The organism is Brachyspira hampsonii (assembly GCF_001746205.1).
Classification (GTDB): Bacteria; Spirochaetota; Brachyspiria; order Brachyspirales; family Brachyspiraceae; genus Brachyspira; species Brachyspira hampsonii_B.
In genome coordinates this window covers 324,002-347,514 of record NZ_MDCO01000006.1, presented here as the reverse complement: position 1 = coordinate 347,514, position 23,513 = coordinate 324,002, and the positions used below count along the sequence as shown (strand labels likewise).

Genomic DNA, 23,513 nt, shown 5'->3' with positions numbered 1-23,513 from the left:
AAATAAAATTAATATAAAATAAAAGAGCCATAAAATTATGGCTCTTTTTTATATTCTAATAATTATTTAATTAAAATAAACCTTTTATCTTACCATTTTCATCTATATCTATATTGCATGCTACAGGTATCTTAGGAAGCCCCGGCATGTCTATAATTCCTCCAGCCATAGCAATGATAAATCCTGCCCCTGATGCAAGTTTTATTTCATCAATATTTAATGTATAGCCTTTAGGAGCATTCAATAAAGCAGGATTATCAGATATTGATTTTTGAGTTTTTGATATACATATTGGAAGATTTCCAAATCCCATATCTTCTATCCTATTCATCATTTTTAAAGCCTTATTAGAAAACTTAACATCACCTGCTGAATATATTTCTTTACATATAGTTTCTATTTTTTCTTTTATACTCTTATCCAATTCATATAAAGGTTTATAATTTGATTCCTTAGAAGCCGCTTTCAAAACTTTATGAGATAAATCTATTGCCCCTTCTCCTCCTTTAGCCCAAACTTCGCATAATGAAATATCAACTCCTATGCTCTCGCAATGTTTTGTTATGCATTCTATCTCTTTATCTGTATCAGAAACAAATTTATTAATGGCAACTACTACAGGAATATTATATTTCTTCATATTCTCAATATGTTTATCTAAATTTTCAAAACCCCTATTTAAAGCATCTAAATCTTCTTTATTAATATCAGAAGCTCCGCCATGATGTTTTAATGCTCTTATAGTGGCAACTAATACTATACAATTAGGCTTTAAACCAGCAGCACGGCATTTTATATCAAGAAATTTTTCAGCCCCCAAATCCGCAGCGAAACCCGCCTCTGTGATAGTATAATCAGATAATTTTAAAGCCATTTTTGTTGCAAGTATAGAATTACATCCATGAGCAATATTAGCAAAAGGTCCTCCATGAACTATAACAGGAGTATTCTCTAGTGTCTGAACTAAATTCGGTTTTATGGCATCTTTAAGCAATGTACATGCAGCACCTTCTATTTTTAAATCTTTTACTCTCAAAGGATTATCATTTATATCATAAGCAAATATAATATTTCCTATTCTCTCTTTTAAATCCATTAATGAATTTGATAAGCAAAGTATAGCCATAACTTCAGAAGATACAGTAATTTGAAATGATGACTGCCTTACAACTCCGTTCTCGCTTCCTCCGAGACCTATCACTATATCTCTTAATGCTCTGTCATTCATATCCAAAACTCTTTTGAATACTATCTTATTAAGATCTATTTTTAATTCATTTCCCTGTTTGATATGATTATCAATACAAGCAGATATTAAATTATGGGCACTGCTTATAGCATGAAAATCTCCATTAAAATGCAAATTAATATCTTCCATAGGAACAATTTGAGAATATCCTCCTCCGCATGCACCTCCTTTTATACCAAATACAGGTCCAAGAGAAGGCTCTCTTAAAGCAGCAACAGCATTCTCTCCTATTTTATTTAATCCCTGAGTAAGTCCTATTGTAACTGTTGATTTTCCCTCCCCTGCCGGTGTCGGAGTTATTGCCGTTACTAAAACTAATTTTCCATCATTCTTATCTTTTAATTTATTTAATAATGATAATTCTATCTTTGCCTTATATTTTCCGTATACCTCATAATCATCATCTGTGAGTTTCAGCTTTTCAGCTATTTTTTCTATCCTTTCTAATTTACACTCTTGGGCTATTTCTATGTCTGTTTTCATATATACTCCAATTAAACAATTTTTTATATACATTCAAAATATACTATAATTTTAAAATATTTGATAGTTATAAATTTTTATAAAATAAAAAAATATTATTGAATTTTGTCAAATTCTTATTATAATCTTTAAAAGTTTTAAATATTGACTAGAAATAAAATTTTTTTAAAAAGGATTGCCAATGGATAAAGTAAATATAAGCCTTATAGGTGTAGGAAGAATGGGACAATTCCATTTAAATGTTGTAAGCCAAATAAATCAAATAAATTTATCAGGTATATATGACGCTGATGAAAATCATCTAAACGAAATATCAGCAAAATTTAATATAAGGAAATTTAATAGTATAGATGAAGCAATAGATAATGCTGATGCTGTTATAATAGCAAGCCCTACAATATATCATTTTGAAATAGCGAAAAAAGCTTTAGAAAAAGGAAAACATGTACTAGTAGAAAAACCAATGACAGAAACTTATGCTCAGGCTTTAGAATTAGAAGAAATTGTAAAACAAAAAAATGTTATATTTCAAGTTGGGCATGTTGAAAGATTTAATGGTGCCGTACAGGAACTTCATCATATAATAGAAAAACCTTATTTAATAGAAGCTAGAAGATTAGCACCTTTTACTCCTCGTATTACTGATGTAGGGGTTGTATTTGATATAATGATTCATGATTTGGATATAGTAACTTCTTTGGTGAAAAAAGCAGTAATAAAATTTTCAGCAAGCGGAAAAAGAATCAGAACAAAAAATGAAGATATTGCAAGTGCATTATTAGAATTTGAAGATTCAACTATAGCAACTATAAGTGCAAGCAGAGTAACTCAGGAAAAAATAAGAACTTTAGCCATTAGTACAGAAGAAGCATATTTCTTATTGGATTATGCCACTCAGGATATAACTATACATAGACAGGCAGCAAGTCAAAGTAATATAAAAACATCAGTTGGTATTAATTATAAGCAGGAATCTATAATAGAAAGAGTATTTATACATAGAGATAATCCGCTTAAATTAGAAGATGAACATTTTGCAAACTGCATATTAGGAAAAGATAAAAGATTCGTATCCATTGAAGATGATGTTAATACTATAAAATTAACAGAAAATATTCTAAAAGAAATTAAAAAGACTTGGTAATAAATTTTAATCTTAATAAAAAATAATTGCTTAATATAATTGTATAAATTTAATTATACTAAGCAATTATAATAATTAGGAGAAATAATTTAAAAATAATATCTTCCGCCAATACTCATTCTTCCAAATCCCGCCTTATTAATTTTTTCAGGATATCCAAGTTCTTTACCATCAGGCACAAGATGAAGTCCGCCGCCGAACTCCAACACTATAGCAACATGTTTGCTTACATTAATATTAAAGCCTGCCCCGCCGCCAACCTCCCAATAATACGGAGAAGCAAATAAAAATTTTCCGCTTTTATCAGGATCAAAAGATAAAAATCCAAAACTAAAAAAAGCAAATCCATATCTTGATATACTTATTTCACCTGTATATTCATCATTATTACCAAAAGTAAATTTCTGCATAAGCCCTAACTGATACATTTGAGGATTATCATCATATATTTTTGAACCTGTTATGGCAGTATAGCTTTTAATTTGAAAATTATTATATTTCATTATCTTAAATCCAAACTCTATATTGACACTTGTCTTTATAGAATCTGCACTGCTGAATAATCCTATAGAGAAAAATCTATTATCCAATACAGACTGAAAACCTTTTTTTTCTTCTTCTTTTTTATTATTATCTTTATTTTCCTCACTATAAATAATATCAAATAAAGATAAAAAAATAATATTAATATAAAAAATATATTTTAATATTTTCATTTATTATCCTTTAATAATACATAACTATTTTTTACTATATTTAAGATTGTAAAGTTATTCTATGTTATCTAATTCTGTTTTATTTATATTGTCTTCTTTTATAGTTCTTATTTGTGTAAAGAAATATAAATATTTTGAAATAAAAAGTATTACAAGAACTATTCTAGCATATAAATTATTAACTAAAATGAATGTAATTATAAGCATTGCACTTACAGGCAAAAGTATTGTAAGTTTAGATTTCAAAGTCATAGCTCTTGAATTAATAAAACTTTCTAAATGTTTTTTATATAGCTTTGTAGACATAAACCAATCATGAAATCTTTTAGAACCCTTAGCAAAAAAGAAAGAAGCGAGAAGAAGAAAAGGTGTAGTAGGCAAAATCGGAACAACTATTCCCACAGCACCTATACCTACAAAAATAAAACCTAAAACTATAAATAACACTCTCATATTATACCTTTAAAATTAATTTTTTTATTTTTATTAAAATTATGTCTTATCATAACAATAATATGTTTCAATGCTATTATAGGATGATAAAAAAGCATTCTCTTACCAGAAAAATGCATAATATCTTTTATTCTTTCTTTCATATCTTTTTTATAGCATTGAGATTTACATGCACTGCAGAAAGTTTTCGTTTCTATAAATCTGCATTTATCGGTTCTTATGCTGGCATAATTATATATGTTTTCACATTCCTTGCAAATATTTTTACTGCCGAAAGTTTTATTATAAAATTTATGATATTTTTTATGATTATTCCTGCAGTAAATTTCTATCATACAAAGAATAGTTTTTTTCTCATTCTCTCTTTTTTTATATATTCTGTACTCTTCAGCACTATAACATAAAAAAACGCAATAATCTTTTATCATTTTAATAACCTTTATTTGTTTTGCATATTGGGCATCTTTTTATAAAGACACCCAATAAATCTATTTTCCCAATATCAATAATTTAGCAAATTAAAATTTCCAAGTAATGCCTGTACTTCCATTGAAGGCAAGAGCACTGTTTGCACTATTTCCAATACCATCAACAGTAGTAGCCCCTCCAATCTGAGCTTCAAAATACCATTCCAAATTAGGCTTAGGAGTGATATATAATTCACCGTATACCAAATATCCCACAGAGTAGAACAAAGGCGGTATTCTTACAGGTTTTGAGCTGCTAGCATAGGTATTAATTCCTCCTGTAATCATAGAAAATGAAATAGCAGGCTCCAAATAAACACTTATAAACTCGCTTTCAGCAGTAAATCCTACAGGCATAGATACACCTATAAACTGAGGTTTTGTAAGATAATATTCTGTTCCCCCTATTTCTATAGAAGCTCCATCTCCTGTAAACATTATATTATGAGCTGTAAAATCATAGTATGGTGCAGCTGGTATTGAGCCAGAACTTCCTAATTCAAAAGCACCTATAGGATTTGAAGCATCTATATTATAAAGTCCAAATTTAGCTCCTCCTTCTTTAGCATCCATTCCAGGAGGTGTTACTTTGTATGAAGTACCTGTAAAGTCGGCTATTGATCCTTGATATACTACTCTTACCTGAGGCTCTATCAATATGGGGTCAGTTGCTGCTATGAAATATCCTCTGGCATCTATACCTATAGATTGTCCTATAGTATCTTTTATAAATCCGTATTTACCATTTTCTCCTACTGTTCCCATACCTACCAAGTTACCGCCTCCTGCTAAATCCCCGCTTCTGCTTGAATTGGCTTTTAATCTGTACATACCATATTTAAGATTAACTCTTATTCTACTGAATATATTATTTCCTGTATAATATTCTATTCTAGTATCTGTTGAAACGGCTATATCTCCTTCATTAACACTTCCGCTTCCTACTCCTATTGTAACAGGTATATTTATTCTCAAATTTTGATTTAGAGCATAAGCAGTTATTATAGGAGTATGTGCCTGCCAAGATCCTGATACATATTTAAATTGATATCCGGCTCCTATGGCAAAGCTGTCTGTTTTGTATCCGAATCCGGCTATGGCAGATGGTCTGAAAGTGCTTATTCCGCCTTTTGTTCCACTATTTAAATTATCAACTAAAACTCCTGCTGTTTCTCCTTCAACACCTACCATAAACCTTAAATTCTCTGTACCTGCTAATACTCCTAATCTGTCAAGCCTTATAGTAAGCTGATTTTCATCAATTAAAAAATCATTAAAGTCTTCTAAAATAGTATAACCAAATACACTGTAGACACTTATTATTAAAGCTGTTAAAATTAAACATAAACGTTTCATAATATTATCCTTAAAATTTTGTTTATAATTTTTAACAACTCTGTATTTTTTATTAATACAATATTTATATACCTGTCTTATATAAAGACTAGGGATCTGCCATCTATATAATTGGCAGGATATTTATCATGGCAAATCCCCAGATAAAATGATAAAACAAGTTTATTATAGACTACCTATCACTATTAAATCTGTCTTTTTGTTATAATGGTTTGTTTTTGGTATTGTTTCTTTCTATTGCCTCCTTTAATAATTCTCCATTTTTATATATGGCTTTACTCATTTCAATATACTTATTATAATTTTCATCGTCTTTTACTTTGAAGTAGTATTGAGAAAGCCATATATATGACAAATATTTTTGATATTTTTCTTTTGCATTATCCAATGCCTTATTAAAATATTCAAAAGCCTTTTTGTTGCTTCCTCCAGCTATTGCCGGAGCATGCATATATCCTACAGCTGTACCAAGAAGTGCAAAAAAGTTACAATCATCTCTATCTAAAATATCTTTATATATTTCTTTACTTTTTGAACCAAAAGAAATTTTTTCTGAAAGTCCGCTGTAATAAACTATATAACTCATTAATTCAGATACACTTATCAAATAATCGATATCTTCTGATTTTATATAATCTTTGTTAGCATTTATAGCATCCTTCAAATAATTATATTTTTCTTTTTCATTAGTTATACTTTTTGATTTTATTAGTGCATATATATTCTGATAAGTTCTTGATGTATTATTTTCTATTGATTTTATACTGTATGATGAAGAATAATATTCATTGTAAAAATTATTTATTTCTTTGGATTCATAAGAATATATTATATTTGTTATTATTATAAATAAAATAATTATGTATTTCATATAATCACCTTACATAAGTTAGTATACATATTCAATTTGTTAGTATATTCTAACATTTAAAATAAAAAAATCAATAGCTAAAATATAGATAAAATAAAAAATATTTATAATTTAAAAATAATAAAAAAACATATCAAATAATATTTTAATAATTGAAAAAAAAACTATATTGATATATCATTGTTTAAAATAAAAAATTGATTAAATAATAAATTTCATTGGAGGAAATATGGCTGTATCTAATAAAAAAGCAGCAGTTAAATCTTCATCAAAAAAGGTTTCTAAATCTGCTAAGAAAACAGTTGTTGACAAAAAAGCTGCATCTAAGAAAGTTTCTAGTGTAAAAAAAGCTTCAAAAACTGCAGAGAAAAAAGTAATTGCCCCTAAATATTATGTATCAGAAACTCCATTAAAAAGTGCTGATAAAGAAATATTTGCTGCAATGAAAAATGAGTATAAGAGAGAAGTTAATGGCTTTGAACTTATAGCTAGTGAAAATATAGTTTCACGTGCTGTTATGGAAGCACAAGGCTCTATATTCACAAACAAATATGCTGAAGGTTATCCGTCAAAAAGATATTACGGTGGATGCAGTGAGGTTGATATTGTAGAAGACTTAGCAAGAGAAAGAGCTAAAAAACTATTCAAAGCTCCTTTTATAAATGTACAGCCGCATTCCGGTTCTCAAGCAAATATGGGTGTTTATATGGCAGTTCTTCAGCCGGGAGATACTTGTTTAGGATTATCTCTTGATTCAGGCGGACATTTAACACATGGTAAAAATGTCAATTTCTCCGGAAAAATTTATAATTTCCAGCATTATAATGTTAGCAAAGATACTATGCAGATTGACTATGATGAACTTAGAGATACTGCAAAAAAAATTAATCCTAAATTAATTGTAGCAGGCGGAAGTGCTTATCCTAGATTCATTGATTTCAAAAAATTCAGAGAAATAGCTGATGAAGTTGGTGCTTTATTAATGGTAGATATGGCACATATTGCTGGACTTGTTGCTGCAGGTGTTCACCCTAGCCCTGTTCCTCATGCACATTTTGTTACAGGTACTACTCATAAAACTTTAAGAGGTCCTAGAGGCGGATATATAATTTCTACAGAAGAAGATTTAGCTAAAAAAATAGATAAAACTATATTTCCGGGTATACAAGGCGGTCCTTTAATGCATGTTATAGCTGCTAAAGCTGTATGTTTTAAAGAGGCTTTGGATCCTAAATTTGTTAAATATCAGGAACAGGTTATAAAAAATGCTGAGTCTATGGCTAATATGTTCCTTGCTAAAGGATATGAATTAATTTCCGGCGGTACTGATACACATTTAATATTGGTTGATGTGAAAAAATCTAAAGGCATAACAGGACAGCTTGCTGAAACTATTTTAGATAAAGCTCATATAACTATAAATAAAAACGGAATACCTTATGATACTGAATCTCCAATGGTTACTAGCGGAATAAGATTGGGTACTCCGGCAATAACTACAAGAGGATTAAAAGAAAAAGATGTTATGGAATTAACTCAATATATAGATGAAGTTTTAAGCAATAGTAATGATGAAAAAATGATTAATGCTATTGCTAAAAAAGTAGCTGCTTTATGTAAAAGATTCCCTATGTATAAATTTATAGCTGATATGTAAATTATATAATAACATAAAAAGGGAAGCTGATAATTTTCAGTTTCCCTTTTTTTATTACAAATATTTTTATCAATTTTATATACAAATATCAAATAATTTCTATATAATCAAATATTTCATCTATTCTATTTAAAACTATATCAGCACCATTTTCCAATAATATTTCTTTACTGTAGCTATTAGTAATTGCTGCAGTAATTATTCCTGTTTTTTTTGCTCCTATAACACCGGCAAGGCTGTCTTCAAATATTATAATATCCTCTTTTCTTATATCTCTATTTAATTTTTTTAATAGTTCAAAAGCATTTAAAAATAAATCAGGTTCAGGTTTAGCTTTTAATTCACCATTATAACATGAATAATCTTTTATATATTTTGATATTCCTTTTTTATCAGAAACTCTCGTAACATAATCAATATTACTATTTGATGCTATAACAATATCAATATTTTTTAATCTTTCTAAAGTCTCTGTAACACCATCAAAAGTTTCTAAATCTGTTTCTATTATTTTATGAAAATAAATTTCTGCCGACTTAAAAAAATTATCCGGTATATAATGCCCTTCTTTTTTTAAAAGATTATCTATATCTTTAGTCTGAAAACCAGCCAAGAATTTGAAATCAACATCCTTGAGTACATTCATTTCATTAGATACATGAATCAATGCTTTAGTATATAAACTTTCGCTATCGACTAAAGTTCCGTCAAAATCACATATTGCCGCTTTTATCTTTATAGTTTTATACATTTTAATCTTCCCTTAATATATTGATGCAAATATTTTATATTTTTTTCTATCAAAATCAATAGCAGCATACAATTTGATAATAAATTACATATATGTTATAATTTCAATGAAAAGATGATTTATGAAAAATATGACAATCCAAGTAAAAGGAGCATATTATTATGGGATTAAAATTAATTATTGCTAAAGATGCTAATGCAGTTGGAAAAAAGACAGCAGCAGAAATTATTAATTTATTAAAAGTTAAAAAAGATGCTGTTTTGGGACTTGCCACAGGAGGTACTGCTGAGGCTGTATATCCTCATTTAATAAAAGCTTATGAAAAAAAAGAAATAGATTTTAAAAATGTTAAATCCGTAAACTTAGATGAATATAAAGGATTAGATCCTAAAAATGAACAAAGCTACAGATATTTTATGAATAAAAATTTATTTGATCATGTAAATATTGATAAAAAGAATACTTTTGTTCCTAAAGGTATAGGCGAAAAAGAAAAAATATTAAAAGAATTTGATGATAAAATAAATAAACTTCCTAGAGATATACAATTATTAGGAGTAGGACCTAATGGGCATATAGCATTTAATGAACCTGATGAGGTTTTACATGCCAATGCTTTATGTGTTAAACTTAATGAAAAAACTATTAAAGCTAATTCAAGATTTTTTGCTTCAGAAAAAGATGTACCTAGAGAGGCGTTCAGTATGGGTATGGGCGGAATATTAAAAGCTAAAAAAATAGTTATAGCTGCTATTGGTAAAGGAAAAGCTGCTGCTATGAAAGAGCTTTTAACTAATGATAAGATTACTACTAAATGTCCTGTTACATTCTTGAAACTTCATAATGATGTAGTAGTTGTTATAGATCAGGAGTTGTATGATGCTATACCAGAACTTCAAGAGAAAAAAACTGTTAAGAAATAATTAATAAAAAATAATACTTACAATTTAGGGCGCTTATGATGCTGTCCTTTTTTATTTTATTCTTTGAAAATGGTTATATTTAAAAAAGATATAAATATAGGATTTTGTATATGAAAAAGAAAGCTGTTTTAATAGTTGTAGATAGCTGCGGTGTAGGTGCTTTACCAGATGCAGCTGTATTTGGCGATGAGGGTGCTAATACTCTTGCTCATTTAGCCGAAGCTGAAGGGGGAATAGCTCTTCCAAATATGGAAAAAATAGGTATTGGAAACATTATAGATATAAAAGGCGTTTCTAAAAATAATAATGCTTTAGGCTATTACGGTAAAGCGATGGAAACTTCTAAAGCTAAGGATACTACTACAGGACATTGGGAAATAGCAGGGCTTGTTTCAGAAAAACCTTTTAATACATATCCTAATGGTTTTTCTCAAATTACTATAAAAAAAATAGAAGAGGTTTCAGGAAGAAAAGTTGTATGCAATAAACCTTATTCAGGTACTGAAGTTATAGATGATTATGCAGATGAGCAGTTCAAAAATGGTTCTTTAATTGTTTATACTTCTGCAGACTCTGTGCTTCAAATTGCAGCTCATGAAGAAATAATACCTATAGATGAGCTTTATAATATATGCCAAAAAACTCTTGAAATATGTAATGAATATTCTCCTGTAGCAAGAGTTATAGCTCGTCCTTATATAGGAACTAAAGGCAGTTATAAAAGAACTGAAAGAAGACATGATTATTCAGTGCCTCCAAGCGGGGAAACTATGCTTGACAGATTAAAAAATCATAATTTGCCAGTTGTTGGAATAGGAAAAACAAGCGATATATTTGCAGGTATCGGAATCACAGAAAACAGACAAACCAATAAAAACAATCTTGATGGTATAGAAAAAACTATTAAAGCTATTAAGGAAATTGATGAAGGATTAATATTTACAAATTTGGTTGATTTTGATATGCTTTACGGACATAGAAGAGACCCTAAAGGTTACAAAAATGCATTAGAAGAGTTTGATAAATATATTCCTGATATGATTGAAAATTTGAATGATGATGATTTATTCATTATAACAGCAGATCATGGATGCGATCCTACATACAAGGGAAGCGATCATACAAGAGAGTATATACCTATACTTGCTTACGGAAAAAAATTGAAAAAAAACATTGATATAGGAGTGAAAGATTCTTTTGTCTCTATAGCGGCATCAATAGAAAAGCATTTACTTGGTGATACTAAACTTAAAGGCTGTTTTTTGTAAAAAAATTCATTTTAAGATTATTAATTATAATAATCGTATATTATAAAAATAAAGGTCTGGTATTCTAAATTTTATTAGAATGCCCGCCCTTTTTCCTTATAGTTCTAATTAGTTATTTTTAACTTTTTATTTCTATTTTATGAATATAGAAATAATATGCCCCACCCTATTTTTTTAAATTCATCACTCACTTAAGCACGCGTTTAATGAAAACTATATTATGAATTCTTATACAAAATAATTTTTTTTATGTTTAAAATCTAATTACCGCGTGTAAATTAATTTTTTAAGAATGTTATAATATATAAAAAAAGAGCCTAGTTTATTACAACTAGACTCTAATTTATCTTTTAATTACTATTATTCAAATATTACTCTTGGATTTTGATCAATATAATCAGCAGGAATATTATTAAACTCTTTAATCTTTGATATTAAAGCATCTCTTATATCATTGCCTGTACGAACAACATTTTTTCCTTTTCTTCCAATCGGATTGTTTTGGGCATCAAAATATCCGTCTCCTCCGTCAAATACAAAATCTGATAAAATAACAGTGTAATCTTTAGCTTCGCTTATATCCTCTCCATTCAATTTTGCAGATACTAACTCTCCGTCTGCTGTGTATTTTACTTCCATACCTTTAGAATACTGTAGGAATCCTCCAAGTCCTCTCTTTTTACCAGAAAGTTTTATCATATCAAGAACATCTTTTCCATTCAATGAAACTATTATAACTTCATTGTTAAAAGGAGCAAATTCATTCTGTATGTTTCCTAAAGTAATATCCCCAGATTTTAATGCGGATCTTAAATTTCCGGAATTAATCATTACAATATCAACATTTTCATAAGAGTCTTTTACTAAATCGCATGCAAAATTTCCTATAGCCATAGAGTTGGATCTTATTCCTTCATGAGCTAATTCCATAGGTAAAGAGCCTATTCTTACATTGAATTCTTTATCCACTGTACCTTTCATCTCATCAATAAATGCAAGCATATCATTATCCTGCTCTATTGTCTGATCCATAGCTACTAACTTATAATTTAAATTATTTTTATCCATTACCCCATTATTAATATTCAAATTAATATTTCCTAAATAATGTCCGTAAGAACCAGCCTGCACTATAGGAGTACCATTAACAACTTCAGCTTTTTCCAATTCAGTATGACTATGTCCGCCTATTATTATATCAAATGTATTTGGAATAGCTTCAGCAATTTTTTTGTCTGCTTCATATCCAACATGGCTAAGCAATATTGTAAGATCATTAGTAGTATTAAGCGGAGTTTGTTTTATGAAATCTTTTAATGATTTAATTTCTTCTTCAAATACCAAACCTTCAATATTTTTAGGACTGTAAACAGAATCTGAAGTTGTTATACCAATAATTGCTACATTAAGCCCGTTGACATTTGTAACAATGTATGTGGCAGCATAATAACTATTATCTGATTTATTTTTTATATTTAAAGAAAGCGTAGGGAATTTTCTCTCTTTCATAATCTCTGTGAAATTGCTAAGTCCATAATCTACAAAGTGATTTCCAACAGCAGCAGCATCAACTCCAATCATATTCATAATATCAACTTCATCTCTTCCCTGAAATACTGTAGAATATACACTTCCTGTAATAGTATCTCCAGCATGAAGAACTAATACATTATTATTAGTAGACTTTACCTGTTTTATATATGAAGCTCTTCTAGCTGCTCCATACATATAATTAGTTTCAGGAGGATTTACATCACTATTAACAACCATTTCTTGCTCATCTTTTCCATGGGTATCATTCATGTGTATTATGGTTAAACTGCCTGTATTTCCTGTTTTCTTAGCAGTAGAATTAGAGCAGGAATATGAAAAAATAATTAAAAATAATAATAAAATAACATAAGCCCTTTTAAACATTTTAGTTCTCCTTCAAACATTATATAAAAATTATATATCTATTATTCTCTTTTGCAAGATAATTTCTTTATAAATAAAAAAAGCCTAGCATGCTAAAACATACTAGGCTTTTATTTATTATAATAAAATATTAATTTTCTTTTCTCTTCATCTTTTTCAATACAATAATAACTACGCAAAGAAGAACTATAACACCCAAAGCAACAGGTATTACCCAGCCTTTATATGTAGTATCATTAGAAAGTATTTCATTCCATAATTCTTCCATTAAGATATTAGTTTCATCAGGCAATGTTATGTAAACCTCACAATTATCCAAAGTTTCCTTATCCGGATATATTATTTTATTATTCTTCATTTCACTGCTCATTATAGCAATAGCTCCGTCATTTGGAGAAGCATAATTAATAAACTCTATATTTGCCAAAGCTATTTCAGGTTCAGATAAGAAATTAATATACATCTCGCCTAATTCAGGAGAACCTGAAGAAGAAGGTACACACATAGAATCTACAAATAAATTAGCTCCTTTTTTAGGGATAACAAAATTCAAATCCTGATTATTTTCTATCATACTTAAAGAGTCCCCAGCATAGTAAACACCTATAGCAGCCTCTCCAGCTTCCATCTTATCATACATTTCATCCATTACATAAGACTGTACCAAAGGTTTTTGACTTTTTAAAAGTTTAGCACATTCTGCAAGTTCTGATTCATTAGTAGTATTAAGAGAATATCCTAAATATGCCTGAGCTATTCCGAAAGCATCTCTAGGGTTATAATACATAAGTATTTGTCCCTGATATTTTTTATCGAAAAGTATTTTCCAATCTATATCGGCTTCCTTTTCACTTACTAACTGTCTGTTATATATTATTCCTGTAACACCCCAAGTATAAGCCAAAGAATATTCTCCTGTAGGATCAAATGGAAGGTTTTTAAATCTTTGATTGATATTAGTATTTGCAGGAATATTATTAAAATTCAATTTTCTTATCAAATTTTCTCTTATAAGTCTTTCTATCATATAATCAGAAGGTATTATAACATCATACTGAATACCTCCGACTTTTAATTTAACATACATTTCTTCATTAGAGGCAAAAGTAGAATAGTTGACTTTCACTCCTGTAAGCTCCTCAAAGAGTTTATTTACATCTAATGAACCGTCTGAACCATCTGATATATACTCGCCCCAATTATAAACATTAACTGATAAATTCTGCCCCTTGTACTTATGATAATAGTTAGTATCAAATTTATTTAGATCAACAGTTTGAGCATTTGATACTATAGCAATCAGCATAAGAACTGCCAAAATTTTCTTTTTCATTTTGTTACTCCTTTTTTAATTTTTATTTATTTTTCTTTTTAACTGCATTAAATATTTTTCTTTTTTAATCTCTTTTAAATTCATAACAACAAGACTTACAAGCACAACTATAAATATAACCGTAGATATAGCATTAATCTCAGGGCTTACTCTTTTTCTTGTCATAGAATATATAGTAATAGGCAAAGTCTGAGAAGTAATACCTGTAGTAAAATAGCTTACAACAAAATCATCTAATGAATAAGTCAATGCCATTAAAAAACCGGCAAGTATACCTGGAAGTATATCCGGTATAACAACTTTCCAAAAAGCCATTGAAGGAGTACAGCCTAAATCCAAAGCCGCTTCATATAAACTATTATCCTGCTGTCTTAACTTAGGAAGTACATTTAATATAACATAAGGTACATTGAAAGTTATATGTGCTAATATTAAAGTAGTAAATCCAAATTTAAGCTTCATTATAACGAATAAAAGCATTAAAGATATTCCTGTTACTATTTCAGGATTTATTATAGATACATAAGTAATACCCATAACAGCACTTTTCATTTTTTTATTAAAACTATTTATACCTATTGCCGCCATTGTACCAAGTATAGTAGCAAATACCGAAGATACTGCCGCAACTATTATGGTATTAACAAATGAACTTAATATTAAATCATTGGAAAATAATTCTTTATACCAATGCAAAGTAAAACCGGTAAAGACGCCTCTTCCTCTTGCCCTATTAAAAGAGAAAAAAATTAATATTGCTATTGGAGCATATAAAAATAAAAATATAAAAGCGATATAGCTTCTTGATAGTATTTTCTTTATCATAACGGCATATCCTTATAAAAACATACCATTAATATCTTCATCTTCTTCATCTATCTGCTGCATAAGCATAATAGCACATAAAGATATTACAATTAAAACCAAACTTATAGCCGAACCTAAATTAGGATTATAAGACATACCTAAAAACTGCATCTCTATTAAATCGCCTATAAGTATATTAGAGCCGCCGCCAAGCATACGAGAAATTACAAATGTACTTACCGCTGCAACGAATACCATTGTAACACCTGCCGCCATTCCCGGCAAACTTAATGGAAATATTACTTTACTAAATACATTAAAAGAATTAGCTCCCAAATCCTGAGAAGCCTCTATCAAACTATGATGTATTTTAGTCATAACCGAATAAAGCGGAAGTATCATAAAAGGAAGATAATTATAAACCATTCCTATTAATACAGCAGTCTGAGTATTTATGAGTTTTACAGGTGAAAGTCCCATAAAAATAAAAGCTTTATTTATAAGTCCATTGTTTTCTAATATAGTCATCCAAGCATAAGTTCTAAGAAGAAAATTCATCCACATAGGAAGCATTACAAGCATTATTAAAGCATGCTGAACTGTTTTTTCCTGTCTTGATATATAATATGACATAGGATAAGCAAGTATCAAACATATTATCGTAGCAATAGATGCAAGAACCACAGAACGAACTATAACAGGAGTAAATGCTGTAACATTAGCAAAGTTATTTAAAGTAAAATCTCCGCTCTGATTTGTAAAAGCAAAATATATAACTAAAAAAAGAGGAACTAATACAAAAACTAATGTCCAGATTAAATAAGGTATTGCCGGTATTTTTGTTTTCATAATATCACCTCTTCTACAGTTTTTTTCATGATATGTATATTTTCTTTAGCAACATCTATCCCTATTTCAGTACCTGCTTCCCATTTTTCTGTAGAGTGTATTATCCATTTATAACCATGAGCATCAAGTACCATCTCAAAGTGAACGCCTTTAAATATAGCAGATTCCACCAAACCGGATATATTAGCATTGTCAGGAGGTACAACTATTATATCTTCAGGTCTTATAACAACATCAACTTTTTCTAATTTTTCAAAACCTCTGTCCACGCATTCAAACATATAGCCGGCAAACTCTACAGAATAATCATCATGCATAATCCCGTCTATAATATTACTTTCACCAATGAAGTCTGCTATAAATGCATTCTTAGGTTCATTATATATATCTTCAGGAGTTCCTATCTGAAGTATTTCTCCGTCTTTCATAACCGCTACAGTGTCGCTCATAGTTAATGCTTCTTCCTGATCATGAGTAACATATACAAAAGTAATTTCTAAAGACTGCTGAATTTTCTTTAATTCTATCTGCATTTCTTTTCTGAGTTTCAAATCCAAAGCACCCAAAGGCTCATCAAGAAGCAGAACTCTAGGTTTATTAATAAGTGCCCTTGCAATTGCAACTCTCTGCTGCTGACCGCCTGAAAGTCTTGCAATATTTCTGTTTCCGTAATTTTCTAAGTTCACCATTTTAAGCATTTGATGAACTCTATCTTTAATCTCTGATTTAGGAACTTTTTTAAGATTAAGTCCGAATGCAATATTTTCAAAAACATTTAAATGCGGAAACAATGCATATCGCTGAAACACTGTATTAACTTCTCTCTTGTAAGCAGGAGTATCATTAATAACTTTTCCGTCAAAAAGCACTTCTCCTGAATCAGGTTTTATGAAGCCTGCTATAGTTCTAAGTATAGTTGTTTTACCGCAGCCTGAAGGTCCTAAGAGAGTTAAAAATTCTTTATCTTTGATATCAAGATTAAGATTTTCTAATATAGAGTTTTCATCGTAGGAAACATTGATATTTTTTAAAGACACGATAATATTATCGCTCATGATAAAGCCCCCTATGCGTATATTTGCAATAGCCTCCGTAAAATTACGTATATACATCTTAACGTATAAAACGCAGTTTACTCGTCGCTTACCCGCATAGGGTTTTTTTCGTTCTAGCTAATTATAGATTAATAATAAGCCTTTCTTAGTCAACAGATACACCTGCTAAGAATATCCATTACTCGAGCTATTGCATAAATCATTTATTATTAAAAATCAATATAATACAAATATAAATAATGTCAATAGTATATAAAATATTTTTATAACTTTTTTATATAAATATTTTTCAATGCAAATAAAAAAGAGGCTTTTTACAGCCCCTTTATTTTATTAAACTTTATTATTATTTTGTTTTCGATAGTGTTGCATTAATTGGAGTAGCACTATCAGTGTATGTAAGAGAATCTGCGGTAAACACAAACTTAAATATACCATTACCAGCAGTATATGTATCATCTGATACTTTAGTTATTTGAGCATTTGGAATTGTTGCAGATCCAGATTCTCCAGTACTAGCAACCTCTGTAAGTGTAATACCATTAGCATCTACAACCATTGTGAGAGTTACTTGTCCAGCAATAGGATCTGTTGCTGGACCTGAATAAGTACCATGCCATTTAGAATCTATAACTGCAGCTGTTGATCCTGTTGTATCTTTGTTGCTGCAGCTTATTACTAAAAAGCTTGAAACTAATAAAGTAAATAAAAATAATTTTTTCATAATATCTAACCTCTTTATAATTTTTTATATATTTATTTAATAAGAATTAAAATTACATAAGAAAAGGTGTAAAAAACTACCTCTTATGTAATATTTATTTTATTGTGTTACTTTCTTTGTAAGAACAACAGGATCATCAGAAATATTTGAAATAAGAGTTAATAAAGTACCATCTTCACTAAATTCTAAAATTTCATCTACAGCTAATGAGGATCCAGAGTATTTATATTTTGTATCTGAATATTTATCAATAGATTCCGGCTTAATATTACCGACAAAAATTGAACTAGGATCATCATATCTAATAGTAGTCCTTATTCCGCCATCAGCCCTAACTTCATAAATTACCTGCATACTGCCATTTACACCTTGGGCAGAATTATTTTCATAAGTACCTACATATTTGGAATCTATACCCGTTCCTACTGATATAGGTTTTTCTATTTCAGGAACTGGTAGAGGTTCTTCTGTTTCAGGATTTGTAGTGTCATTTCCGCAGCTTATTACTAAAAAGCTTGAAAACAACAAAGTAAATAAAAATAATTTTTTCATCATACTTTTTCTCCTTTTAAATCTTACAGTAAGGATATATGTTTTCATTTAATTAGTCAATATAAAAATAGTTAATAATAGAAAAAGAGGCTTTTTACAGCCCCCCTTATTTTATTAAACTTTTATTGTTTAATTTCTTGTCAAAGTACCGCTCATTGCTAGATTATTTCCTGACATTTCAAAGATTAAACTTGTTCCGCTAAATGTGAAAGTTGCATTACCAGCACCTTGATTACAAGTATATTTACCGCCGCCATTATTAAATATATTCTTAGCTTCAAAGTTCACAGTTTGAACCCCACCAGCAAATGATGATGTAATAGAACCATCACTATTTATAGTAATAGTAGTTGGCATAGGCACACCTGGCATCATACTATAAGACGCATCTCCACTATATCTATAACCTCTATACTGCTGTTCTATACCTGTACCTGTTGGTGATGTAGTATCTTTGTTGCTGCAGCTTATTACTAAAAAACTTGAAACTAATAAAGTAAATAAAAATAATTTTTTCATCATACTTTTTCTCCTTTTTTAATATTCTATTATGATATACATTTTTAAAAATTAATCAACATTAATTTATGATAAAAAAAAATGGTGTCAATAGTATATGAAATATTTTTTAATGAAAATAAAAAACTATATGTTTATATACTATAAATAATAATTTATACAACATGTAAAACATTTTTTATAATCGATAAATTACTAAATTTTTATGTAAATTAAACAATTAATTAAAAGATAATTTTTCAACTAATTAATGATATTCCCAAAAAAATTTTATATTATTAATAGATGTTATAAATCTATCGATCATAATATACCAGCTTCCTTGTTTTTTAGTAAAAGTTCCAACTGGAATAGGACTATAACGAAAACCTATATCAGCTTTAACTATTTTTTTGTTTTCTGTTTTAAAATCCCAATCAATATGAAGTTGGAATATTTCTTTCAGGTCTATTAATATCAATAATTCCTGATACTGTTGAACCGCCTATATTTGTCAAATAAATATTTCCTATATTATTGTCGGTTTTAGATAACATAATAATTCCATTATAAAAATCATTATATACTACATAATTTTTATAATTTCCTGTAGAATCATCATCACCATCAGCATTTATACTATAAATACTAGATTTATCAAAGCTAAGAGAACCTAATCCGCTAATGCCTCCATTTTGAATAGTTACTGAATAAGTGTCGCCGTCCATACTAAAGAATTTATAACCTTTGCCTTCATAAACAGAAGATATTCCATTAGGTTTATAAGATAATTGTGGAATTCCTGTCTTATCTTTGTTGCTGCATCCAATTACCAAAAAACTTGATACTAATAAAGTAAATAAAAATATTTTTTTAACCATAATATTAATGCTCCTATTTTTAAATTGACCACATTGTATATTTTTATATAGATTAATCAATGAATTAAAAAGTGATTTTACCACTATATTTAATAATATTACTAAAAAAATTTATATTATTAATTATATGTTTTTATAAGTATTAAATAAAATGTTACATTTTTTAAAAATGAGATTAAATAAGAATATATATTTTCTTTAATTAGTAAATAGACTTAGTGTAAGTAAAAATAAATAAAGTATTAAAAAATATATTACTTAGGAAAATTAATCAATAATTATACTCCAAACCTATTTCAAATGCATGCTCCAAAATTTCATTGCTATTGAAAGGAGTATAATAATTAAAAGTAAAACTAAAATTATTATAGTTGATAAGAAGTTTAGTATTTAAATCCATTTTATAATTAGGCGAATGAGAAAAATAAGTTATTATATTAAACAAATTGTTAAGAAAAGATAAATAAAGTCCTATAGAGTAAAATGAATGACTATCCTCATAAAAATATTCAACATAAGGACTTAATATAAAATCATAATTATAAATAAAAGTATAATTTATTCCTAAAAGGCTTTTTACATCATTAAGACTTTTTCCTATATTATCACTGCTTAAAATATTATAAGTAACATTTCCGTAAAGTTTAAACCCTATATCAAATATATATGAAGTCTCAAAACCAAGCATTAAATTATTTTTAAGTGTTAAGTCATAATTATATTTTGTAATAGCCATTAAACCCAAATGTGAAGAAGAATATTTTAAATAATACCAAGCTCTGTAATACTTTGGTTTTTCTAATAAATCTATTGACTTTGTGTCTGTGATAAATCCTATAGAATGCGTTATATTATCCTGATAAAAATTAAGCTCGCTGTTATATAAAGCATCAAAATCATTATATAATACGCTCTCTCCTACAAACATATACTGCCTATTAAAACCTTCTCCGAAATGAAATTTTCTTTTACCTATATAAAAACCCAAAATATCATTTATATATGTAAATTGAATCTCATCAAAAGTAAAAGAAGCATATGCTTTATTATCTGTCTGCTTTATAAAATTACCGTTATCATAAATAAGATCTATGTTATCTTTGGTGTATATTCTTAATGCCGGCTTAAATGAAAAATAAAAATTATTATTAAGATATTCAAATCCAAAATAAAAATAAGTATCATTGCTTAAAACAGAATTTGGTATAAATGCCGTCTCTTTCATATCCATATAACTAAAATTATTTTTTATTCCGAACTTAGGAGTTATATCAGCGAATGCTATAGATGATATAATAAAAAAAATAAGATATATTTTTATATTTTTCATTTCTTCAATTAATCTTTAAATAAATTAAAAAGCATTTTCATGTTTTCACTTCTAAAATATGAACTTGAATAATTTGAAGGCACTGTAGTTTCTATACGGCATACTGTGCTTAAATTCTTATTAATAATCAAATTATAAAACTCCATATCATTAAAAGCATTATTACTAATTTTATATATTCCTCTTTTTAATGCTTTACCGCTATTGTCAAAAAAATCTATACTATAGCCATTAGAAGTTTTTTTTAATATTGCCTTAGCATAAGTAACGCTTATATTTTTCTTTACTAAATTCACTTCTTCATCACTTACAATGCTTTCAAGTTTATAATCATCAGTAAAGTTTATAGACATCAAATCATTCATATTGGCAGCACCCGTTACAACATAGCTCCCTGAAATTTTTAAAGGAGAAAGCTGCTTCTCTCCCTGAACAAAAAATCCCTGATTATTAGCTAAAAATAAAGTTTTATTATCTTTTAAATACATCAATTTATAATCTTTTCCAACTATCATATCAAAATTATTAATAGTTTTTTTTCCGTCTTTTATATCAGTAAAAGTTCCAGACATATTATAACTTTTGCCTCCTCTATTGTAAATATTAACAAAATCATCAAATATATTCTGACTATACAAATTAAAAGATAAAATACTTATTATAAATAAAACTTTTAAAATTTTTCTAAACATATTTTATAACCTCTATTATAGGCATTTTTATAACCTTTATTATCGGATAAATACCTGCTAAAATTGATACAGATAGTACCCATGCAAATATTAAAACAGTATCTTTAAATGTTAGTAATAAACTTAAAGGATAACCGTCAGTAGCCCCAGGAAATTTCATTATAAAGTTTGAAGCATTAAGTATTCCAGAAGCACTGTAAGAAATAATTATTGAAATAACTGAACTTAATACTGCCATTATGATAATTTCCAAAAATAAAAGTAAAGTTACATTTTTTATATTTATCCCTAATGCCCGCATAGTGCCAAACTCATTTAATCTCTCCAAAAAATTTGTAGTAAGCATCTGCATAACTGAAACAAATACTAATATGCTTAATACTCCCAAAGCTATTAAATAATTATTGGTATTCATATCAATTACAGAAAGCAAAAATGCATTCAAATCCTTCCAATCTTTAGCCTCATAATTTAAATTGTTTTCATTAAAATAGTTGTTAAGATAGTTTTTTATTTCCTCTGCCTTTTTATAATCTTTTAAATATATGAGTAAATTATGAGCATCGCCATATTCAAGACCAAATACTTCATATACAGCATTAAGAGGACAGTAAATAGTAATAGCATCTGAAGCACTATTATTTAATGATATCAAACCAACCGCCATTAAAGAACCTAAACTTATGCCCTCTCCAAAATCAGTCATCAAATTTAAATAAGTCTCTTCATCACAATTGAGATTAAAAAACTCTCCTAAATCTTTACCTAGCACCATAGTATTAATATCATCATCAAATATAGGTGTACCAGACTTTAAAGAAACTGACGACATGATTTTTGAAGGTTTTTCATAAGCATATCCTGAAAAGAATTTACTTTTATTTTCATTGCCTATAAGTCCGCCTATATCTAGTTTTTTCTGATAATCATTAACTTCATTTATAGTTTCAAGTTTTTTATAAATAATTTCAAAATCATTATCTTTAAGCATATTAATTTTTTCGCTTTTTTTATCCCAATATGATTTATCAGCTATTACAATAGAGCCTCCGCTTGTATTTATACTTGTAATAATTCCTTCTTTTGTAAAGTTATTATACCCGCTTATCATCATAAGAGATACGAAAGACACTATAATAAGTATCATATTTAAAATTGTTCTGGTTTTATTATACCAGAGATTATCAAAAGCTAATTTTATTATATTCATTTGTTTGTCCCATTAGACTTGTTTCAAAACTACTTGACAAGATTGTATATTAAATTTTTATAATTTATCAATTATAAAAATAATGTTTTATATGTTACATAAACCATCATTTCAGTATATAAGTATGCAGTCCTTTTGCTTCTCGCCGCAGGCGTACTTCGTATGGGTCACCACCGAGTAGGTGCCTATTCGGTGAAGTAGAAAGATTACATAGAGATGACAAACTATTTATTCTTTTCAGAAACAGATAAAAATATATGATTCTATGGTTGATTATCTTTGGGAAAGAAGAACTAAAATACTGAATAGATTAGAAACTCTCATAAA

Annotated in this window: 23 protein-coding genes; 4 read left to right on the top strand and 19 right to left on the bottom strand. The window is 28.2% G+C overall.

The genetic code is table 11. The annotated features are described in order from the left end of the window. Positions 1 to 70: 70 nt before the first annotated feature. Complete coding sequence (locus BFL38_RS04610) at positions 71 to 1,732, bottom strand: formate--tetrahydrofolate ligase (protein WP_069725944.1); 1,662 nt, start codon at positions 1,730 to 1,732, stop codon at positions 71 to 73. Positions 1,733 to 1,913: 181 nt separating this feature from the next. Between BFL38_RS04610 and BFL38_RS04605 the strand changes: the two genes are divergently transcribed. Then, positions 1,914 to 2,876, top strand: a complete 963-nt coding sequence (locus BFL38_RS04605) for a Gfo/Idh/MocA family protein (protein ID WP_069725943.1) — start codon at positions 1,914 to 1,916, stop codon at positions 2,874 to 2,876. Positions 2,877 to 2,965: 89 nt separating this feature from the next. Here the strand turns inward: BFL38_RS04605 and BFL38_RS04600 are convergent, their stop codons facing one another. The 5 genes from BFL38_RS04600 to BFL38_RS04580 form a co-directional block, all read right to left on the bottom strand. Further along, positions 2,966 to 3,592, bottom strand: coding sequence for a hypothetical protein (locus BFL38_RS04600; RefSeq protein WP_069725942.1), 627 nt, complete (start codon positions 3,590 to 3,592; stop codon positions 2,966 to 2,968). 54 nt (positions 3,593 to 3,646) lie between these two features. Then, a complete protein-coding gene (locus tag BFL38_RS04595; RefSeq protein ID WP_069725941.1) occupies positions 3,647 to 4,045 on the bottom strand; it encodes a YbaN family protein in 399 nt (132 codons plus the stop codon). Continuing rightward, positions 4,042 to 4,473 carry a nitrous oxide-stimulated promoter family protein gene (locus BFL38_RS04590; protein WP_069725940.1) on the bottom strand — a complete coding sequence of 144 codons (432 nt, stop codon included), beginning with the start codon at positions 4,471 to 4,473 and terminating at the stop codon, positions 4,042 to 4,044. Before BFL38_RS04590 ends, BFL38_RS04595 begins: the two co-directional genes overlap by 4 nt. 90 nt (positions 4,474 to 4,563) lie before the next feature. Next, entirely contained in the window at positions 4,564 to 5,868 is a 1,305-nt protein-coding gene (locus BFL38_RS04585) for a cell surface protein (protein ID WP_069725939.1), read from the bottom strand. A gap of 202 nt (positions 5,869 to 6,070) precedes the next feature. Further along, complete coding sequence (locus BFL38_RS04580; RefSeq protein WP_069725938.1) at positions 6,071 to 6,739, bottom strand: hypothetical protein; 669 nt, start codon at positions 6,737 to 6,739, stop codon at positions 6,071 to 6,073. Between the two features lie 229 nt (positions 6,740 to 6,968). Here BFL38_RS04580 and glyA point away from each other — a divergent pair, with 229 nt between their 5' ends. Continuing rightward, complete coding sequence (glyA, locus tag BFL38_RS04575) at positions 6,969 to 8,396, top strand: serine hydroxymethyltransferase (RefSeq protein ID WP_069725937.1); 1,428 nt, start codon at positions 6,969 to 6,971, stop codon at positions 8,394 to 8,396. 88 nt (positions 8,397 to 8,484) lie between these two features. Here glyA and BFL38_RS04570 read toward each other — a convergent pair whose 3' ends face one another. After that, entirely contained in the window at positions 8,485 to 9,147 is a 663-nt protein-coding gene (locus BFL38_RS04570; RefSeq protein WP_069725936.1) for an HAD family hydrolase, read from the bottom strand. A gap of 161 nt (positions 9,148 to 9,308) precedes the next feature. Here BFL38_RS04570 and BFL38_RS04565 point away from each other — a divergent pair, with 161 nt between their 5' ends. Together BFL38_RS04565 and BFL38_RS04560 are read left to right on the top strand one after the other, a co-directional pair. Next, a complete protein-coding gene (locus tag BFL38_RS04565) occupies positions 9,309 to 10,070 on the top strand; it encodes a glucosamine-6-phosphate deaminase (RefSeq protein ID WP_069725935.1) in 762 nt (253 codons plus the stop codon). Positions 10,071 to 10,180: 110 nt separating this feature from the next. Next, complete coding sequence (locus BFL38_RS04560; protein ID WP_069725934.1) at positions 10,181 to 11,338, top strand: phosphopentomutase; 1,158 nt, start codon at positions 10,181 to 10,183, stop codon at positions 11,336 to 11,338. Between the two features lie 360 nt (positions 11,339 to 11,698). On the opposite strand, the gene BFL38_RS04555 is transcribed toward BFL38_RS04560, so the two are convergent. The 12 genes from BFL38_RS04555 to BFL38_RS04495 form a co-directional block, all read right to left on the bottom strand. Beyond that, positions 11,699 to 13,255, bottom strand: a complete 1,557-nt coding sequence (locus BFL38_RS04555; protein ID WP_069725933.1) for a bifunctional metallophosphatase/5'-nucleotidase — start codon at positions 13,253 to 13,255, stop codon at positions 11,699 to 11,701. A gap of 130 nt (positions 13,256 to 13,385) precedes the next feature. Further along, entirely contained in the window at positions 13,386 to 14,588 is a 1,203-nt protein-coding gene (locus BFL38_RS04550; RefSeq protein WP_069725932.1) for an ABC transporter substrate-binding protein, read from the bottom strand. Positions 14,589 to 14,603: 15 nt separating this feature from the next. Beyond that, positions 14,604 to 15,413 (bottom strand): ABC transporter permease, encoded by an 810-nt coding sequence (locus BFL38_RS04545; RefSeq protein WP_069725931.1) that lies wholly within the window; start codon positions 15,411 to 15,413, stop codon positions 14,604 to 14,606. Positions 15,414 to 15,425: 12 nt separating this feature from the next. Next, positions 15,426 to 16,244: an ABC transporter permease gene (locus tag BFL38_RS04540; RefSeq protein WP_069725930.1), complete on the bottom strand. Its 819-nt coding sequence runs from the start codon at positions 16,242 to 16,244 to the stop codon at positions 15,426 to 15,428. Continuing rightward, on the bottom strand, positions 16,241 to 17,299 hold the full coding sequence (locus BFL38_RS04535; RefSeq protein WP_069725929.1) for an ABC transporter ATP-binding protein: 1,059 nt from the start codon (positions 17,297 to 17,299) through the stop codon (positions 16,241 to 16,243). Before BFL38_RS04535 ends, BFL38_RS04540 begins: the two co-directional genes overlap by 4 nt. A gap of 346 nt (positions 17,300 to 17,645) precedes the next feature. Beyond that, the gene (locus tag BFL38_RS04530) at positions 17,646 to 18,023 is read right to left on the bottom strand and encodes a hypothetical protein (RefSeq protein WP_069725928.1); all 378 of its coding nucleotides are present in this window, start codon (positions 18,021 to 18,023) and stop codon (positions 17,646 to 17,648) included. A gap of 99 nt (positions 18,024 to 18,122) precedes the next feature. Continuing rightward, the gene (locus tag BFL38_RS04525) at positions 18,123 to 18,578 is read right to left on the bottom strand and encodes a hypothetical protein (RefSeq protein WP_069725927.1); all 456 of its coding nucleotides are present in this window, start codon (positions 18,576 to 18,578) and stop codon (positions 18,123 to 18,125) included. A gap of 126 nt (positions 18,579 to 18,704) precedes the next feature. Next, positions 18,705 to 19,097 (bottom strand): hypothetical protein, encoded by a 393-nt coding sequence (locus BFL38_RS04520; protein ID WP_069725926.1) that lies wholly within the window; start codon positions 19,095 to 19,097, stop codon positions 18,705 to 18,707. Between the two features lie 413 nt (positions 19,098 to 19,510). After that, complete coding sequence (locus tag BFL38_RS04510; protein ID WP_069725924.1) at positions 19,511 to 19,954, bottom strand: hypothetical protein; 444 nt, start codon at positions 19,952 to 19,954, stop codon at positions 19,511 to 19,513. Positions 19,955 to 20,225: 271 nt separating this feature from the next. Next, positions 20,226 to 21,284, bottom strand: a complete 1,059-nt coding sequence (locus tag BFL38_RS04505; protein WP_069725923.1) for a hypothetical protein — start codon at positions 21,282 to 21,284, stop codon at positions 20,226 to 20,228. 8 nt (positions 21,285 to 21,292) lie between these two features. After that, complete coding sequence (locus BFL38_RS04500) at positions 21,293 to 21,976, bottom strand: LolA-like protein (protein ID WP_069725922.1); 684 nt, start codon at positions 21,974 to 21,976, stop codon at positions 21,293 to 21,295. After that, entirely contained in the window at positions 21,969 to 23,186 is a 1,218-nt protein-coding gene (locus tag BFL38_RS04495) for an ABC transporter permease (protein ID WP_069725921.1), read from the bottom strand. The genes BFL38_RS04500 and BFL38_RS04495 overlap by 8 nt, the downstream gene beginning before the upstream one ends. Positions 23,187 to 23,513: the final 327 nt, after the last annotated feature.

Bases quoted from the DNA above. Each gene is read 5' to 3' on its own strand.
- BFL38_RS04610 (WP_069725944.1), bottom strand. From the start codon at position 1,732: ATGAAAACAGACATAGAAATAGCCCAAGAGTGTAAATTAGAAAGGATA.
- BFL38_RS04605 (WP_069725943.1), top strand. From the start codon at position 1,914: ATGGATAAAGTAAATATAAGCCTTATAGGTGTAGGAAGAATGGGACAA.
- BFL38_RS04600 (WP_069725942.1), bottom strand. From the start codon at position 3,592: ATGAAAATATTAAAATATATTTTTTATATTAATATTATTTTTTTATCT.
- BFL38_RS04595 (WP_069725941.1), bottom strand. From the start codon at position 4,045: ATGAGAGTGTTATTTATAGTTTTAGGTTTTATTTTTGTAGGTATAGGT.
- BFL38_RS04590 (WP_069725940.1), bottom strand. From the start codon at position 4,473: ATGATAAAAGATTATTGCGTTTTTTTATGTTATAGTGCTGAAGAGTAC.
- BFL38_RS04585 (WP_069725939.1), bottom strand. From the start codon at position 5,868: ATGAAACGTTTATGTTTAATTTTAACAGCTTTAATAATAAGTGTCTAC.
- BFL38_RS04580 (WP_069725938.1), bottom strand. From the start codon at position 6,739: ATGAAATACATAATTATTTTATTTATAATAATAACAAATATAATATAT.
- glyA (WP_069725937.1), top strand. From the start codon at position 6,969: ATGGCTGTATCTAATAAAAAAGCAGCAGTTAAATCTTCATCAAAAAAG.
- BFL38_RS04570 (WP_069725936.1), bottom strand. From the start codon at position 9,147: ATGTATAAAACTATAAAGATAAAAGCGGCAATATGTGATTTTGACGGA.
- BFL38_RS04565 (WP_069725935.1), top strand. From the start codon at position 9,309: ATGGGATTAAAATTAATTATTGCTAAAGATGCTAATGCAGTTGGAAAA.
- BFL38_RS04560 (WP_069725934.1), top strand. From the start codon at position 10,181: ATGAAAAAGAAAGCTGTTTTAATAGTTGTAGATAGCTGCGGTGTAGGT.
- BFL38_RS04555 (WP_069725933.1), bottom strand. From the start codon at position 13,255: ATGTTTAAAAGGGCTTATGTTATTTTATTATTATTTTTAATTATTTTT.
- BFL38_RS04550 (WP_069725932.1), bottom strand. From the start codon at position 14,588: ATGAAAAAGAAAATTTTGGCAGTTCTTATGCTGATTGCTATAGTATCA.
- BFL38_RS04545 (WP_069725931.1), bottom strand. From the start codon at position 15,413: ATGATAAAGAAAATACTATCAAGAAGCTATATCGCTTTTATATTTTTA.
- BFL38_RS04540 (WP_069725930.1), bottom strand. From the start codon at position 16,244: ATGAAAACAAAAATACCGGCAATACCTTATTTAATCTGGACATTAGTT.
- BFL38_RS04535 (WP_069725929.1), bottom strand. From the start codon at position 17,299: ATGAGCGATAATATTATCGTGTCTTTAAAAAATATCAATGTTTCCTAC.
- BFL38_RS04530 (WP_069725928.1), bottom strand. From the start codon at position 18,023: ATGAAAAAATTATTTTTATTTACTTTATTAGTTTCAAGCTTTTTAGTA.
- BFL38_RS04525 (WP_069725927.1), bottom strand. From the start codon at position 18,578: ATGATGAAAAAATTATTTTTATTTACTTTGTTGTTTTCAAGCTTTTTA.
- BFL38_RS04520 (WP_069725926.1), bottom strand. From the start codon at position 19,097: ATGATGAAAAAATTATTTTTATTTACTTTATTAGTTTCAAGTTTTTTA.
- BFL38_RS04510 (WP_069725924.1), bottom strand. From the start codon at position 19,954: ATGGTTAAAAAAATATTTTTATTTACTTTATTAGTATCAAGTTTTTTG.
- BFL38_RS04505 (WP_069725923.1), bottom strand. From the start codon at position 21,284: ATGAAAAATATAAAAATATATCTTATTTTTTTTATTATATCATCTATA.
- BFL38_RS04500 (WP_069725922.1), bottom strand. From the start codon at position 21,976: ATGTTTAGAAAAATTTTAAAAGTTTTATTTATAATAAGTATTTTATCT.
- BFL38_RS04495 (WP_069725921.1), bottom strand. From the start codon at position 23,186: ATGAATATAATAAAATTAGCTTTTGATAATCTCTGGTATAATAAAACC.